We start from the raw sequence: 16,420 nt of genomic DNA on the forward strand, positions 1-16,420 counted from the left end.
AGACATTATTTATACTGACGCACCCTACATTTTGGATATTTTTTTATCTTGCTTGCGCCAGTATTTTTGGTTGCTTCGTTCACAATCAGGGGTAGTAAGGCACTACCACCAATTACCGCACCATCAACCAGATTAATTGGGGTAATCTTTAATAAAGTTCTCAGGGGTGGGACGGCTACAGCTAATAGTTGCAGCCCAAAGGAACCTGTAACCGCCGCCGTGAGATAAGGGTTATGTGGGAGTTTTTCTGGACTAAATATGCTGTGTTTTTCGGAACGGCTACTAATTGTATGTAGTAGTTGGGCTGTGGTTAAACCCATGAAGGCGATGGTACTGGCTTGGGGACTAATACCATATTTGAGGATGCCGTAACCGTATGCGGCTAGGGTACTTGCAGATATGGTGGCGGACTCAAAGGTGATTCTGCCAAAATCGGATTTTTTGATAATTGGGTCTGCTGGGTTGCGGGGTGGTTGACTTAATACCTCTGGTTCTGGGGCTTCCATCGCTAGGGATAAGCCAGGGAATATATCTGTAACTAAGTTCAGCCAGAGTAGTTGAATTGCATTCAAGGGTTCGCCAATACCTACGGCGGTGGCGGTGGTCATGACCATGATTTCGCTGAGGTTGGTCGCTAGGAGGAAATGCACAGATTTACGAATGTTGTTGTATATCGTTCGTCCCCGACTAACGGCGATAATCATGGTTTCCAGTCTGTCGTCTTCCAGGACAATATCTGCTACTTCACGGGCGACATCGGTTCCCCCTTTACCCATTGCCACACCAACTTGGGCAGCTTTTAAGGCGGGGGCATCGTTAATGCCATCACCAGTCATGGCGACGACTTTACCTGCACCTTGCAAAGCTTGGACTACTTGCAATTTATTACTGGGACTGATACGGGCAAATACATCTACTTTGTCGCTGAGGGCAGTTAAGGCTTCTGGGGTGAGATTGTTGAGGTTGCTGGAGTCGAGAATTTCTAGTTGAGTATCACGGTTCAATTCTAATTCTTTAGCGATCGCATAAGCTGTGGGACTTTGATCACCTGTGATCATGACGGTATCAATGCCGGCGTGATGGAAGTCGGCAATTAATGCTTTGGCACCCCTTCTAATTGGGTCTGCCATCCCTACTAAACCCAACCAAATCAAATCTGTTTCATGGTTGCCGTTGTGGGATTCATCTATATGGTTGTAGGCTACACCCAACACCCGCAAAGCTTTACCCGCCATACGATCATTTTCTATTTCCAACATTTGTCGGTCTGCATCGGTTAAAGGCACTACCTCCCCATCCTTCATCCACCCTTGGCACATCTGCACCACTTCGCTGGGGCTACCTTTGACGGCGACAAATTTATGTCCGTTATGAGTCTCGTGGATGGTACTCATAATATTGCGGTTTTCGGAACGTAGATTCGTTTGTAGTAAAGGATACTTCTGTTTTATGGCGATCGCATCCACCCCCGCCGCAATTCCCATGTAAATTAAGGCGTTTTCTGTCGCCGAACCTGTGACTACATACTCACCATCGACACGACTCACTTCACTTTCATTACACAAAACCGAGACATGAATCAGCTTTAACAGTTCATCATACATATAGGGGTTAATATTTCCTGTCCCAGCGATGAACTCCCCATTTGTAACTTTAATTTCTCGCGTGTTGGTGTGAATTTCCACCACCGACATTTTATTTTCCGTAATTGTCCCGGTTTTATCCAGGCAAATTGTCTGCACAGAACCCAAAGCCTCCACCGCACTCAAACTACGGACAAGGACTTTGTTTCGCCGCATATCACGGATACCCAAGGCTAAGGTTGTGGTGGCAATTGTTGGTAAACCTTCGGGAACGGCTGCCACAGCCAAGGATATGGATGATTTCAACATCTGCACCAAACCATATCCCCGCATCACCCCCATCCCAAACACCAGACCACAAAGACCCATCCCAATCACTACCAATTGACTCCCCACCTGGTCTAGTTGTCTGGCCAGGGGTGTTTCTGTAGCATTGGCTGCACCTACCAGAGTTTGGATGTGTCCCATTTCCGTAAACTGCCCAGTGGCTACAACCACCGCCAATCCTTGACCCCCGGTGATATAAGTCCCCCGATAAATCATATTTAGGCGATCGCCTAATGGTACATCCTCACCTGTCAAAGATGCCGTATTTTTACTGACAGGGAGACTTTCACCAGTTAAGGCCGATTCATCAATACTTAAATTATCTGCCTCAATCAGTCTGGCATCTGCTGCTACATAGCTACCCGGTTTGAGAATTAAAACATCGCCCAAAACTACATTATCTACAGGAATTTCCTGCGCCTTGCCATCTCGCATCACCCAAGCCGACGTTTGTTCTTGATGCTTGAGAGAGTGAATGATGCGTTCTGACTGAGTTTCTGTAGCGTAGCCAATCACCGCATTTACACCAACCACACCCAAAATAACTACAGCATCAATCAACCCTCCAGTAAAAACCGACACCCCAGCCGCCACACCCAGCAAAGCCACAGGTAAAGACTTGAACTGGTCAACCAAGATACTTAAACTAGAACGTACCTCCGTTTCTGAAAGCACATTCGCCCCATATTTACGCAAATTAGCGGCAGCAGACTCACTGGATAACCCTAATGCAGAGGTGTTGAAGGTATCCACAACTGTACTTGCCGGCATAAGATGCCAATTCTCTATCTTTTGTTGCTTAACACCACTTATTCGTTGAGTTTTCTTAACAATTTTGTGAGATGTAAATGGCTGGACTTGCTGATTACTTTTTTGGTAATTTAAGATAACTTCATCAATCAAATAGGCAATCTGCTTGTAATTATATTTTGGTGAAAAAAATACAAGCACATTACCTGTAGAGATATTAGCAGAAACATCAATTATTTCTGGTTGATTGACAAGCGATCGCTCCAAATATTCCTTGAGAGATAGGGAATGATAAAGTTCTTTTACCTTATATCTAGCTCTCCCTTTGACACTGGTATGTATTGCTTGAATCACAGCAATGTCTACTCCTGTAACGCCCTGAACAAATGTAATCTTTGATATGTAGCCCCTTCTGATTAAGTAGAACCACCGGAAAAAACTAAACTATGTTAAGCAATGTAAAAATACTAGGACTCATTTCTTAGTAAAGACTTTAGTCCTTTTCTGAGAACTTTAGTTATCACTACAAACCTTTAATTGTTTACCTTGTTCTACTTAATTATAGTTATTAAGCATACTCTTTTTGATAATAGCAACTGTTAAGACTTCCAAATTTATATTTGCAATCCATGAACAAGGGATTAAACTCCGCCTACCCAGCGCCACTCTGTCTGGAAAAGTTCTGATGACTGCGGCAAGCCGCAAAGCGTCAAGTCGCTTCTCTACGAGACGCTACGCGTTAAGCGAAGCTATGCCGCAGGCTTTACGCTCCAATTCAAAATTCAAAATTCAAAATTCAAAATTAAAGACCTCCCGGATTTATTCGGGGGCTTGAATTAATGTTGTTTCACTTCTTTTTTCGCCATAAATAAATTTAGCGCGAAGTCAGAGAGGGGCTTGCATCCTTTTTTTGTTCGGTCATCAAGCTTTAATCATATATAACAGTACTTAAATAAATTACTGCTTCCATCAGCCTAAAGTTACAGAGTCATCTTCATAGATATTAAATATAATTTTCTTCATCTCTAGAGAAATTAGGCATTGACTACATATCATGATTAATTTCCACAAACAAGTAACTAAAGAAAGATAATAAGCAGTTAATTCTTGACTAAATTATACCTTGAGCTTGAAATAATTTTTAAATAAAAATGCTACTACTAGTAAATAGCTTGAAAGCCCAAAAATCATAAAAAAACAGACGACATAGAGTAAATAAATAGATGACAATTTCTACAAATCGTAACCAACAAGTTCAACAGTTAAAAGAACTCATTGCAGACATGGATTACGCCATGTTAACTACCGTCGATGATGATGGTAGTTTGCACAGTCGCCCGATGTACTTCAATGGTGATATTGATGCTGAAGGGACACTCTGGTTTTTTACCTCAGCCAGTTCTCACAAAGTTTTGGAAATTGAACACCGTCAACAGGTGAATGTGAATTTCTCATCACCAAATCAGCAACGCTTTATTTCTATTTCAGCTACAGCAGAACTAGTAAAGGAACGTCAAAAAATTCAAGCACGATGGAAATCAGAATTGGAAACTTGGTTTCCTCAAGGATTGGATGAACCAGATATTGCTTTGCTGCAAGTGAATATCAAAAGAGTTGATTATTGGGATGACCCATCTAATTTTTATGCAAAAAGTATGAGTGGTCTAGCACAAAACATTTAATAAACCAAGCCCTAGCTGAGGGTGGATAATGATCAACGTGAATCCTTTCAGCAGTTTCTCACGGGGGAGATGCTACGCGAACACCAACGCAGTGCTTCTCCTACCTATATTGAAGTAATTAAGTATGAATCCTAGATTTTAACTAAGTAGCCATTATCCACCTACACACCTAAACTCATGCCCATCACTTTGCGCTAAACTTAGAGATATTGACATAAAAATCTCTGGCAGTAAGTTCTCCAGTTAAATACCTTTGTTTACTCCAGAAACCATGTCTCAAGAACATGACGAATCAATCGAGATTCAGCAATTAGCCAGCTTAAAACCAACACACTTTGCTGATTTAATCAGAACAGCACAATTGGTTTTTGATCCTGCCAGTGGAGTATCAGGCAGATACGTAGAAGTAGACTGGCAAGAATTTGGCATGAGCGATAACGTAGCGGAGAATCTCAAATCACTTGGTGAGCAATATCGCTACGCTTCACCGGGTATTTCCAGTGAAATTGTTTGGAGTCAACTGACTCCAGAAACTCGGACGTGGTTTATCAACAACAAAGATGAATTGTGGAAGTTTGAAGAAATATTTCCAGCTTTAGACGAAGACTAAGCATCTCCCATCGTTCTTGACAGCAATATCAACAGACGGAGGTATACAACATATTGTGTCCCTCTGTCTGTTGTTAGCTGTTTTGGATCTGGTTTGATACCTCCCTTGTGGGTAGAGTTTTTTATCCGCCCAGGTTAAGCTAACAAGAATCAAAACAGATGCTTATAGCCAAGATGATGTTACCCAAGGATATATAAACTAATATTGATTAATGCTGCATTTTCTTTTTTAATTGTGTTATGAAATACAAATTTTATACTTAGTTTTGTAGCATTTGCCCATTCTCAGCAATAGGGTTACATCCAACCGTAAATATTTCCACAGGCATCGCACCATTTTTAAGTACATAGTTAAGATAATTTAAGCAACCCCCGTCAATGAATCAAAGTTTAAGTATTAGTCCTACCCAGAAGGAAACCAATAACGCCAGTCCTCTAATCGCCAAATTGCAGTTAATTGTCAAGCAGATTATCGTCCTCACTATAGAAATGCTGCTAGCATTACCTCTGGGTTGGGCATTAACAAAATTGCATTTTGGCGGAATTTCTTGGATATTTGGGGGAATTGCCGCCGGAACAGCAGTTCTGCAAGGATGCCGAGTTTTTTATAACTATTCTCCCCAGCCTAATCGCGTCGCCAGAAAAGTAGGAATGGGACTAGTCGGACTGACGGTTGGTGCATCAAATGCCAATAGTAATCTAGTTAGTCTTGTTTCGGGAATTCCTATATTTATTTTTCTCACCTTATTCTTGCTGTTATCTGGTATTGGCATTGGCTATATCTACTCCCGCTTAAGTAAAACCAACATATTAACGGCAATGTTGGCTACAGTTCCTGGCGGTGTAGGTGTCATGTCATCGATCGCCGCCGACTATAATCGTAATGTCACATTAGTAGCACTAGTACAGGCGATTCGTGTTACTTCCGTAGTCCTACTCATTCCCTTTATTGCTAGAACATCCGTTGGTGGTTATTTGAATTCATCCACACTTCCAGTTAAAGGAGTGTTAATCGATTTTGCCGCATCACAACTGGGATTATTGGCAGTTGTGCTGGTACTCACAGGAATCATTGTTTATCTAGCAATAACATTTAAGATTCCGGCCGGAGAGTTTTTTGGTGCATTAGTTCTGGGTGCAACATTCAACTCTGTGCTAGATTACTTGCCTTTTGTCAGTCATATTCACTTCCATCCCCCACTATTGGTGAATATTATCGGTCAAATGCTCCTGGGAATAACCATTGGTGAATATTGGGGGGAAAAACCTAATTTTGGTAAAAAAACCGTAGGTTACGCCTTGATGTCTGTATTCATGACCTTGGTTGCAGGAGCGATCGCTGCTACTCTAGCTATGCAGTTATCCTCATGGGACTGGTTGACTTGTTTATTAGTCACAGCGCCAGGCGGATCAGCAGAAATGATACTAGTTTCCTTAAGCTTAAATCACAATGTGGAAGTCGTCACAACAGGCCATTTAGTGAGGCTGATAGCCATTAACAGTTCTTTACCATTGTGGCTATTTTTATTCCGTCACTTTGATGGATTACGGGAAGCTAAAGCGACAAAATAGAACATTAAATAATTATTTACCGAGGATTCAGCACTAACTACTATTTCCGCCTTGGGCTAATACCATCTATACTATGTACTTAAAATTTGATAATCAAATTTAAGTAGACGCAAAGCTATGATTTCTCATGATAGGGATGCAACTTCCGTTGTAAATCAACTGCTGCGACAAATCAAAATTAAAGAAAATCAACTGAAAATTGCCCAAGAATCTAATATGCTCTATGTAGCACAAGCATTAGAGACACAGTTGCTAGAATTGCGATCGCAATTATCTGAACCGCCAGACCCGGAATTTCAAGCATTGATGAGTTTATTAGACGATTAAATTTAGTGGTTAAACAAGTTAATGGTTGCCCAAATCCAAGAACTAGATGCACTGCATTGGGTGAAAACTCGCTCTTCCCTCGACCCTAATCAATCCACATTCCTCACCTGGACAGGGAAAATTTATGCCTTCATTCCAGGAGAAAAAAGAAAACTCCTATTTAAAATGGTGGGAGTCAGCGTTAGTCGATGTTTACCTACAGATGAGGGGAACTGGGATTTTACCTCTAGGGAACTCACCTATTACTTAAACCCAGAAAACGACGAGATTTTACGTAAATGGGAAAATCCTTGGACAGGGGAGACAGTTCCAGTTCTCCATGTCGCCAATAATCCCGTACAAGGTCACTTTCAAGGTAAATTCCCGGCTCAAGTAGAGGGAGAAACGACAACCTTTGTATTTGATATCTTTCCTACATACCCCAACCCCCTCGCCGAAGAAACACAATTTGCTGAATATAGCCCCTATCCCACTTATCAAGCCGCCGAATTATTTAAACTCACTGTCCCCACCGCAGATTTATTTAACGCAGAATTGCCAGCAGTTTCTCAGCTAAGACTGAGTTGGGATAGAATCGGTCAATGGTTGCCTTGGATGAAAATGGGCGATCGCCCAGGTAATCTTATCTATAGTGCTTTTGGCAGTAAAGTTAACGGTTTAACAGAATTACCCCACATACTACAAGAGGAAATTAATACCCGCGTTCCTTTATATAAACAAGCCCCAAAAACATTCTCAGACGGCGAAGACATGACCTCTTGGCTATACTTCCAAAAGCACTTTCAGGCTTACCTAGCAGGCGACATCTTTCCCCTCCCCGCAGATGAAGAAGTGTGAAGCAGGAGGAAGAATATCTTACTCCAGACTCAGCAGTCAACTGTCAATCGTCAACAAACAATATGAAACTCCTAGAGGGGAAAGTGTCCCTAGTTACTGGCGCTACACGCGGTCTTGGTAAGGGAATTGCTATAGGACTCGGTGAAGCTGGGGCAATTGTCTACATTACCGGACGTAGACTGGATAGTAACTCAACTTCTAGCAACGATGTTTCAGGTAGTCTTAATGACACTAAAAGAGCCGTTGAAGAAGCCGGTGGTATATGTATTCCCGTACAAGTAGACCACAGCAACGACGAGCAGGTACGTTTACTCTTTGAACGTATCCAAAACGAACAAAACGGACAGCTTGATTTATTAGTTAACAATGCTTACTCCGGAGTGCAAGCATTAACCAATGCTCAGGGAAAACCCTTTTGGGAGAATGCACCCAATCTCTGGGATGCTTGTAACAATGTTGGGTTGCGTAGCCACTATATAGCCAGTGTTTATGCTGCCCAAATGATGTCCAAACGCCAACAGGGATTGATCTGTACGATTTCCTCCTGGGGCGGGATGGCTTATCTATTCGGTGCAGCTTATGGCACAGGTAAGGCAGGATGCGATCGCCTAGCGGCTGATATGGCAGTAGAATTGCAACCTTATAATATAACCTCCCTCTCCATCTGGCCAGGTATTGTTGGCACTGAACTTTTTTCCCGCCTCGCCTCAGAAATGAGCGACAATCACACAAATGACGGAAAAATTTCGGCGTTGGCGGAGCGTTACAATTGGGAAACTCCCCTACTCACAGGTAGAGTGATAGCTAAACTCGCTTCCCAGACAAATGTCATTAATCGTACAGGACGCGTCCAAGTTGTTGCGGAACTAGCAAAACAATATCGTCTTGTAGATCAAGAAGGCAATTTACCTGTGTCACTCCGCTCTCTACGTTTTCTCATACCCTTAGTATTACCCGCATTAAGAAAGCATTCCTGGCTCATACCAGATATTAAAATCCCTTGGTCAATACTATTACTAAGTGTCCTCAAATCACCTAAGACTTAAACCTGTTGACTATTAGCTTTATTCATTAGCCGGACTTGATATTACGTCTCCAACCTCAAAAACTTGTCCCGCCACCGTCACGCGATCGCTTAATACTAATTTTCGTCCCCGTCGAGTTTCAACCGCACCATTAACTTTGACATCACCATCCATAATCATCAGCTTGGCTTGCCCTCCAGTCGGAGCTATACCGACTAACTTCAAAAACTGATCTAGTTTAATCATGCTGATTAGAATTAATTTATCCCTAAAAAACGAGGACAGGTGCAAACACCCATCCCACAAATATACAACACCTAAGTTTTTAAGCCTTTGTGTATTTATCAATTAATTTAGCAAAATCTGGCACTGCTTCCTCTACGTGTTGCTTGGCAGAACCACGAAATTTATCATAAGTTCCCCGCACAATTTGCCGCTTCGAGTCCTTGACCCTAGCATCCGTAATGCTAAGTAGTGCATCAGCAGTACGAGAGCGACTCTCCACCAAATACCCAACGGCATCGCCCTTCTGCACACCCTCACTCCAAATCGGATCAAGCGCCTCAAAACACTGTGGTAGGAGCTGCTCCACTACATGGGGTATATATCCAGGCTTGATCCCCTTCAGTGCGGCAAAAGCAGTCTTCAAGGTTATACCGCTTATGCCCGACTTGGAAGCGAGTTGTGCTTCTATCATATTGCAGCAATCCTCCACAACCAGAGCCTTTTTCTCTGGGTTCAAGAGTCCGTCACTAAGTCCCATTTCACTCCTCTTTGTTCGGTATCAAAGTACTTGATGTTAATTCAATTATTTTTCCTACTGAGCAGGAAATTACAGAAAATACTATCAGATTGGTGATCACTTAACTTAAGTTCGACGGAACCTAACCCCAAAGACTTCCACGCCAGGGAAGGCTGCTCAAAATCTCTAATTGAGTACCAAAAAATCAGGGTTTTAAGCCTCTCCCCGCATCGGTGAAAGATACCCTGCGGGTACTCCTGCGGAGAACTCGTAGAGTAGCAAGCTATGGAGAAAGATTCTTCCAAATTTATTGAACTCACGTTTATATCCAAAAAATCCTAAATTTTTATACTCATTAGTAAACTAAATGTGCCTCTTTCATACATAATAAATAAACCCAACGCAATCAAGATAAAAGGTATAAAAGTTTTGCCATGAAGGCTTAAAACATAAGCGATAGGGGCTTGACGACTTAAAAGATCAGCAGTAACACACCAGATGCCAACCATGAAAAAAAATACCCCTAAAATCACTCCCAATGTCACCAGATTTTGTCCAGCAAATAAAGGAATATAAATACTAATATTGTCACCGCCGTTAGCAACAGTTACTGCTGCCACCTTATATACTTGAGGATGCAAAATACTACATATAAAAGCTAATATAGGATGAGCAGGTGAAGACCCTTTTAAATCTGTAGTTACAGCTTGAATTTGGGTATTTTCCTGCTCTTTTGTAACTAATTGTTTGATGCCAATTATTATAGGTAAAATTCCTAATAATCCTATGAATTCTCGCTGCACAAATAAGCCACCAAAAAAACCTGGCAAGCTAGCTAAAATGATAATTGAAAAACCAAGGAAATGACCGACCCAAATATGCGATCGCCGAAAATTCGCATCTACCTGTGAGAACAGTAGCAGTAAAATAATAATATCATCGATATTTGTGGCTGCAAAGGCAACCAGACTTTCCGTAAAAGCCGTTACTAGCTGATTCATGCTAAATTATTAAAAATTAAAAAAGGCAGTAGCCTATGACTTCGCCGAAGGCTAGGCGGGAGAGTGATTACTCTAAATTCACCGTGCCAATTGCCATTATTTGCCAACAGTAACTTAGTATTTTTTGTAATTATCTACTCGTTTTTCACACTTTTATCAATTTGGTGTAATATTGCGTACAAATTAATTTATCAGAAAACAATAACTAATACTTTAACTTTTTATGTTAGACAGATTGAGCTTTTCATGCTAGTAAAATTTGGGGTTTTTATTTCTTAAGTCAAGCCTGCAATTGGGACAAATTATACCAATTTGAAAAAAGAATGCGACAAATCAACCATCTGTAGAGACGCGATTTATCGCGTCTTCACCCAAGGATGTGTTGCAGTCATTAATTGAATTGGTATTAGCTAGTATTGCCAGTAAGAATATGCGGCGATTAAGCTTACCCTTACGGAAGAAAGGAAGCGATAAAAGTCAAAAAGCCTATAGAATAGGCTTCTCATCGATTGTCAACAACTTGCTGTACTAGTTGTTTTAAACTAATCATGCCTGGAAGAGTCAGGCATAATTGTTTCTTGAAGATTGACTCCATTAAGGTTAGCACCTTTCAAATTAGCCCCTCTAAGATTAGCCCCACTCAGATTAGCCCCAGCTAAATTAGCACTGGTGAGATTAGCCCAGGCTAAGTCAGCGCCTCTCAAGTCAGCTGCGGTTAAATTTGCCCGGAATAGGTATGCACCTCCTAGATGTGCTTTATGTAGATTAGCTTTGTAGAAGTTGGCTTTGTAAAGGTAAGCTCCCATCACTTCTGCTTGATATAGATTTGCCTCGCTGAAATCGGCCGCAATGAGATTAGCAGCGATAAGATTCGCAAAACAAAGGTTAGAGCGGATGAGCTTTGCTCCAGCCAAATCAGCATCTCTCAAATCAGCACTACTGAAGTCAGTACCAATTAAGTTAGCCTCCGCCACAATAGCACCCCGGAGATTGGCTCCACTAAAATCAGCACCAATGAAATGAGCATGGCTTAAATCTGCTTGTGTAAGTATCGATTGACTCAAGTTAGCCACACTAAAATTAGCTGCACTCAAGTTAGCTTCACTGATTTTTGCTTGATAGAGGTTGGCGCTACTGAGGTCAGCACCACTGAGGTTAGCACGTACAAGCAGAGCATGACTTAAGTCCACTCGGCTTAAGTTAGTACCTTCGAGATTTGCGCCCCTGAGGTTATTTTCTTGTAAGTTTGCGGTGCTGAGGTCTGGTTCAATTTGCGGATTTTCTTGTCTCCACTCAATCCATCTCACTGCACCTGCTCGTAATAAAGCTAGATGCTCTAGATTTGCCATTGTCTCTCCTTTACTCCTGGCGACCACTTGGGGAATTGCTCCGGCCAGCTACGCTTTCTATGGCTGCTCTCGCTCCCGCCGCACCTGCGAGAATATCCCTTTCTTGCCCACCTAAATACAACCTGCCAAAACTACCGACAGCTTGAACTTCTAGAATGTTAATTGAAGCTGCTTTCTCGGCTTCATTAGCGGCTAGAGCAGCATAAGCAGCAGGCTCAACCTCTAATACATATAGAGTCTGTCCGGCTAGTAGTAGCTGTCCTCGTCGCGTCCGGTTGATCAGTTGGGTTTGGTAAGCATCTATATTCCTGATAATCTGGCTGGAAACAATTCGCGGTTTAATACACTCTTCTCTTTTGACTCCAAGAGCTGCCAAAATCGCTTGACCAGCAGCCCGCGTTTCGCCTTGGGAGCCTGAATGTACTTCCAATAGACCGTATAGTCTCTCAACTACTTGTACTCCAGGGCGGACAGAGGCGGCTTTGAGGGCTATATCGGTAATTTTATTAATCTCGATACCAGGAGAGATTTCAATCCACAGTGATGTATCTCCTGGTAATGGCAAGAAACCTTGGGCTACTGTTCCTATATAGGCCGCGTGTTGTGGTTGCAGGCTGTCGAGAAATACGAAACTGCGTAGTTCTATTCCCAAGGTGATGCTCTCCAGTCATGAGGTTAAAGTAATATTTCGCAATATATGAATGTAACTTAAAACTACCATAAGGCTAGTACTACCTTTCAGAATCATCCCAGGAATTACACGCATTAATTACTTTAACTACTGAGTATTTTGATATTAATTCATCACAAAAGCTACAATAATGTTCATATTAATTAATATTTAGCTGCGGCGATGCTGAGACTAATTACTGACTTCGACGGCCCAATTATGGATGTTTCCGAAAGGTACTACCGTGTGTACCTATTCTGTTTACAGAAAACCCAACATCCAGGCCAGCCAGTACGGCAATTATCTAAAGCAGAATTTTGGCAGATGAAGCGTCAGCACGTTCCGGAAAAAGAAATTGCCCTAATTTCTGGTTTAGATGCAGTGCAAGCACAAGAATTTTCTCAATTGCGCCGTCAAACAGTGCATACAGAACCTTACTTTCAGTATGACATTCCTATCCCTGGCGCTTTAGACGTTTTGTTAAAGGTGCAACAAGTTGGGGTGGATTTAGTCGTCATGACCATGCGTCGAGTTTGGGAACTAGACTATGCTTTCCAAAAATATGATTTAGGTCAATTCTTCCCAGAAAATCGCTGTTATTGTCTCAGTAACGACTATGTGAAAACCCGTGACATTGACGATAAACCTCTGTTAATGCAAAGAGCATTAGCCGAATTACCACCCGCAGCTGATACTTGGATGGTGGGAGATACAGAAGCCGACATTACGGCGGCGAAACAACATGGTGTTAAGGTGATTGCTGTAGAATCTGGTATCCGCGATCGCACTCAATTACAACAATATCACCCTGATTTAATTGTGCAGAATCTGAGTGCTGCTGTAGATATTATTTTAGAATCTTCGGTTGTGAAAATCTAAATTAAAAACCCCTACCTATCCAGGAAGGGGTCAGATTTGGAAATATTCGGGTTGTTTTTCTTGCAAATCTGAACCGAGTTAGCGTAGAAAACTGCTAATCAACCACAATAATATAAAAGTCAGTACCGTTGAAAACTGATTTGCAGTGAAACTGATGGCTGGTATTTGCGGCAATAGTAAATTAGCAATCAGTCCACCAGTAATTAAGCCTATAATCAGACCTACAAGAGTGAACAACACTGCTCTACCAAATCTGCCTTCTTTGCGATTGAGAAAGAAAATACTAGTTCCCACCCCAATTACCAAGGCCAACTGCAAAACTTGATCGCCTGCGGCTGGATAAAAAACACTAATAGCACTCAAACCCAAAAACCAAACCCCTGGCAAAAGTACGTCTGTCCCTGAAGGCTGATCTAATATTTTTTGCAGCCATGCAGGGGACTGCTCGCGGGGTGTTAAGTTTTCTTTGGGAGCCGATTGGACTCTTAACTCTGGAAAGCGGATACGTTCAGGAACCTTGATTTTACCTTCTTGGCGCATCCTCAAACGATCCATTAAAATCGCATCGTAGGCAGCCTCAATGATTTCTACACTCTTGCTATCGCCACTATATTGTTCAAATAGGCGATTGCGAGCGTCCTGAATCTCATCAAAGCTAGCATCTTCTGATACCCCAAGTTTTTCGTAGGGACTTTGATCGCTCATGGGAGTTTATACTTCAGCCTTAGTCAGGGGCAGTCTTTGATCGAAGGAAACAATTTTAGGTTTTATTTTGATCGATAACAAAAGTATCGACGGTATTTTATGCCCTACCAGGATATTAGCACGGCTTAGTTAGATTAACCCGTAAATTTTAACTATAGTAACTTTAACATATTGCCATAACTCCGTGTATCCCCTCATGTCGTTGACCAATTCTGGCTCTACTCTAGAATTTGAGCTAGGGATACCTAAGAGCTATTTTTATGAAAAAAATAACTTTTATCTTTCAGATTTGGCAATTTACAGTTCCCTAAAGGCGTTTTCATGATTGAGCCACTAGATTCAGTAGTAGTATCAATCCAGATAAAGATTTAAAATTGAAAAGTTTTAAATTTCCACTAAACTTAAAAACACACTGCTGTGGCTAAAACCCAAAGATGACGCAACATCAAAGTTGAGAATAAAAGTCATTCCCTACTAATCTAGGGATTACTACTAAACTCTTCCTGATGTCGTTATGCTGCAATGTGATTACATTGTTATGTGGATCATCAGGAAATTTTATCCTGAGTTTTGTAGTTTCTTAAATATTCCCAAGTAGAAACTGCGTTTTTACGCCATACTGCTGTTAATCTTATTAATTTTTGTGCAAAGTGATGGTCATGGCTCCTGCCAAGATTCTTGTAGTTGATGACGACCCTGCGGTTCGGAATTTAATCCAACGCTTTTTGATAAAGCAAAACTATCAGGTGGAGGCTGCCGAAGATGGTAAGACAGCCTTATCTCTATTTGAGCAATTTAACCCAGATTTGGTAATTTTGGATGTCAATTTACCAGATGTCATTGGGTTTAACCTCTGCCAAGAGATGCAAAGTCGTAATGGTGTTTTTGTTCTGATGCTAACTAGCCGTGCAGATGAAGCTGACAAGATTCGCGGCTTTGCTAAAGGTGCTGATGACTACCTCACCAAACCCTTTGGTCTGGGAGAACTAGAAGTCAGGGTCGGAGCTATTTTAAGAAGACAGCGCGTTGTCACCACCGCAGAACAGAAACGGTTAACATTTGAAAAACTGATGATTGACCCTGTACGGCGAGAAGTGACACTTAACAGCCAAGCTGTACCCTTAACTGCTCTAGAATTTGATCTGTTACATTTCTTAGCCAGCCATCCTGGCCGAGTGTGGCGACGCGCCGAACTAATTCAAGAGGTCTGGGACTACGAATATGTAGGCGACCAGCGAGTTGTAGACGTACATATCGGTCAAATTCGCAAGAAAATTGAAGTGGACGCTAGCCAACCAGCATTGATTCAGACTGTGCGCGGGGTAGGGTATAAATTTGAATGTCCCACTCATTCACAGGTGGAAACCAATGCTTAAATATGTGGCTCATAGTCTAGGTTTAAATAATTATTTTTACACTTAGACTAGATATTTTCTTCGTATAATTAAAAACTAAGTTAATAAAATCGCTCAAAGACGTGCAATGAAGTCAGTGTATGAGCGATATTTTTATGTAAACAACCAAAAGCCTGCGCTAGTAGTCTGGCAATTCAACTTTGCAAGGTTAATAGGAGCAAAAACAGTCTCCTTATTATCTCTGCTCCCCCTGCTTACCTTAACCTAGCAATTTTGGGTTGGTGAACTACTAGGAGACGGTTGATTTAAATAAAAAAATTCTCATGGACACGATATAGCGTATCCATGACAGGAATAAGTAATCATAGTACCGTCCGTACCAGCACTTGAGAATGCCTGGTACATTAGCTGTTTGTGGCAAATCGGTACGAGACATTTCTACTTAGCAGTGATGAAATAAAGTTTCTAAGTAAACACGGGCAGCACGGCGATCGCTATCTCCGTTTTGTAGTAAAAACAATGACAGTGCTGCCGTTAAGACACGATTTTGATCCCAATCAGGATGTGTTTCTAAGTAATTTTTCAGAGAATCATGGAGAGTTTCAGGGATTTCTGTAAAAATACTAACTGTCGAGTTCATAACATTTTCCTTCTTTGAGGTCAGTCAGGGGGATAGATTGCTTGTAGTTAGCTAGTTGCAGATAACCATCCGACAGACATCGATTTTTGGTCTTGATGTCAACGGTTGAACAAACTACAAACCCAGGTCGAATCATTGTGCGATATGAGGGGGTGGGTTTGTCAATGCTGCGAAATGTTAAAAACGGTTGTATAAAAAACAGACCTGGACGCAACAATCAGGATCAAAGGTGAATTTTTGTTACATTAATTAATAAAAACTCAGTCCCTACCAATTATTAAACACGTAAGTTAAAAATCCCCAGTAAGACAGCAACAGCCTATTGCCTCGTAAACCATCTGTGGAAAACTATGAAAATCCCTGTGGA

Annotated in this window: 16 protein-coding genes; 8 read left to right on the forward strand and 8 right to left on the reverse strand. The window is 41.6% G+C overall.

All coding sequences use genetic code 11. From position 1 onward, the window contains the following. Window positions 1–5: 5 nt before the first annotated feature. On the reverse strand, window positions 6–3,014 hold the full coding sequence (locus GSQ19_RS04290) for a cation-translocating P-type ATPase (protein WP_011321557.1): 3,009 nt from the start codon (window positions 3,012–3,014) through the stop codon (window positions 6–8). An 869-nt stretch (window positions 3,015–3,883) separates the two neighbouring features. Here GSQ19_RS04290 and GSQ19_RS04295 point away from each other — a divergent pair. The 6 genes from GSQ19_RS04295 to GSQ19_RS04320 all read left to right on the forward strand — a co-directional run bounded on the left by GSQ19_RS04295 (window position 3,884) and on the right by GSQ19_RS04320 (window position 8,733). Beyond that, on the forward strand, window positions 3,884–4,342 hold the full coding sequence (locus GSQ19_RS04295; protein ID WP_011321558.1) for a pyridoxamine 5'-phosphate oxidase family protein: 459 nt from the start codon (window positions 3,884–3,886) through the stop codon (window positions 4,340–4,342). A 271-nt stretch (window positions 4,343–4,613) separates the two neighbouring features. After that, window positions 4,614–4,952 carry a hypothetical protein gene (locus GSQ19_RS04300; RefSeq protein WP_011321559.1) on the forward strand — a complete coding sequence of 113 codons (339 nt, stop codon included), beginning with the start codon at window positions 4,614–4,616 and terminating at the stop codon, window positions 4,950–4,952. Window positions 4,953–5,329: 377 nt separating this feature from the next. Next, a complete protein-coding gene (locus GSQ19_RS04305; protein WP_011321560.1) occupies window positions 5,330–6,523 on the forward strand; it encodes an AbrB family transcriptional regulator in 1,194 nt (397 codons plus the stop codon). Between the two features lie 117 nt (window positions 6,524–6,640). Further along, entirely contained in the window at window positions 6,641–6,850 is a 210-nt protein-coding gene (locus GSQ19_RS04310) for a hypothetical protein (RefSeq protein ID WP_011321561.1), read from the forward strand. A 21-nt stretch (window positions 6,851–6,871) separates the two neighbouring features. Beyond that, window positions 6,872–7,687 (forward strand): DUF1838 domain-containing protein, encoded by an 816-nt coding sequence (locus GSQ19_RS04315; protein ID WP_011321562.1) that lies wholly within the window; start codon window positions 6,872–6,874, stop codon window positions 7,685–7,687. A 62-nt stretch (window positions 7,688–7,749) separates the two neighbouring features. Next, window positions 7,750–8,733 carry an SDR family NAD(P)-dependent oxidoreductase gene (locus GSQ19_RS04320; protein WP_011321563.1) on the forward strand — a complete coding sequence of 328 codons (984 nt, stop codon included), beginning with the start codon at window positions 7,750–7,752 and terminating at the stop codon, window positions 8,731–8,733. A gap of 18 nt (window positions 8,734–8,751) precedes the next feature. On the opposite strand, the gene GSQ19_RS04325 is transcribed toward GSQ19_RS04320, so the two are convergent. From GSQ19_RS04325 to ccmP, 5 genes are all read right to left on the reverse strand, one after another. Then, window positions 8,752–8,958 (reverse strand): RNA-binding S4 domain-containing protein, encoded by a 207-nt coding sequence (locus tag GSQ19_RS04325; protein WP_011321564.1) that lies wholly within the window; start codon window positions 8,956–8,958, stop codon window positions 8,752–8,754. A gap of 79 nt (window positions 8,959–9,037) precedes the next feature. Continuing rightward, window positions 9,038–9,475 carry a DUF6918 family protein gene (locus GSQ19_RS04330; RefSeq protein ID WP_041456512.1) on the reverse strand — a complete coding sequence of 146 codons (438 nt, stop codon included), beginning with the start codon at window positions 9,473–9,475 and terminating at the stop codon, window positions 9,038–9,040. 317 nt (window positions 9,476–9,792) lie between these two features. Continuing rightward, window positions 9,793–10,455, reverse strand: a complete 663-nt coding sequence (locus GSQ19_RS04335; RefSeq protein WP_011321566.1) for a cadmium resistance transporter — start codon at window positions 10,453–10,455, stop codon at window positions 9,793–9,795. A gap of 542 nt (window positions 10,456–10,997) precedes the next feature. Continuing rightward, window positions 10,998–11,804, reverse strand: a complete 807-nt coding sequence (locus tag GSQ19_RS04340) for a pentapeptide repeat-containing protein (RefSeq protein WP_011321567.1) — start codon at window positions 11,802–11,804, stop codon at window positions 10,998–11,000. 10 nt (window positions 11,805–11,814) lie between these two features. After that, a complete protein-coding gene (ccmP, locus tag GSQ19_RS04345; protein WP_011321568.1) occupies window positions 11,815–12,456 on the reverse strand; it encodes a beta-carboxysome protein CcmP in 642 nt (213 codons plus the stop codon). Window positions 12,457–12,657: 201 nt separating this feature from the next. On the opposite strand from ccmP, the gene GSQ19_RS04350 reads away from it, so the two are divergent. Next, window positions 12,658–13,353 (forward strand): HAD family hydrolase, encoded by a 696-nt coding sequence (locus GSQ19_RS04350; protein WP_011321569.1) that lies wholly within the window; start codon window positions 12,658–12,660, stop codon window positions 13,351–13,353. Between the two features lie 78 nt (window positions 13,354–13,431). On the opposite strand, the gene GSQ19_RS04355 is transcribed toward GSQ19_RS04350, so the two are convergent. Next, the gene (locus GSQ19_RS04355; protein WP_011321570.1) at window positions 13,432–14,058 is read right to left on the reverse strand and encodes a CPP1-like family protein; all 627 of its coding nucleotides are present in this window, start codon (window positions 14,056–14,058) and stop codon (window positions 13,432–13,434) included. Window positions 14,059–14,717: 659 nt separating this feature from the next. On the opposite strand from GSQ19_RS04355, the gene GSQ19_RS04360 reads away from it, so the two are divergent. After that, window positions 14,718–15,434, forward strand: coding sequence for a response regulator transcription factor (locus GSQ19_RS04360; RefSeq protein ID WP_011321571.1), 717 nt, complete (start codon window positions 14,718–14,720; stop codon window positions 15,432–15,434). A 421-nt stretch (window positions 15,435–15,855) separates the two neighbouring features. Here the strand turns inward: GSQ19_RS04360 and GSQ19_RS04365 are convergent, their stop codons facing one another. Next, the gene (locus tag GSQ19_RS04365) at window positions 15,856–16,053 is read right to left on the reverse strand and encodes a DUF2811 domain-containing protein (RefSeq protein WP_010997412.1); all 198 of its coding nucleotides are present in this window, start codon (window positions 16,051–16,053) and stop codon (window positions 15,856–15,858) included. Window positions 16,054–16,420: the final 367 nt, after the last annotated feature.

It is taken from the genome of Trichormus variabilis 0441 (genome assembly GCF_009856605.1).
Classification (GTDB): Bacteria; Cyanobacteriota; Cyanobacteriia; order Cyanobacteriales; family Nostocaceae; genus Trichormus; species Trichormus variabilis.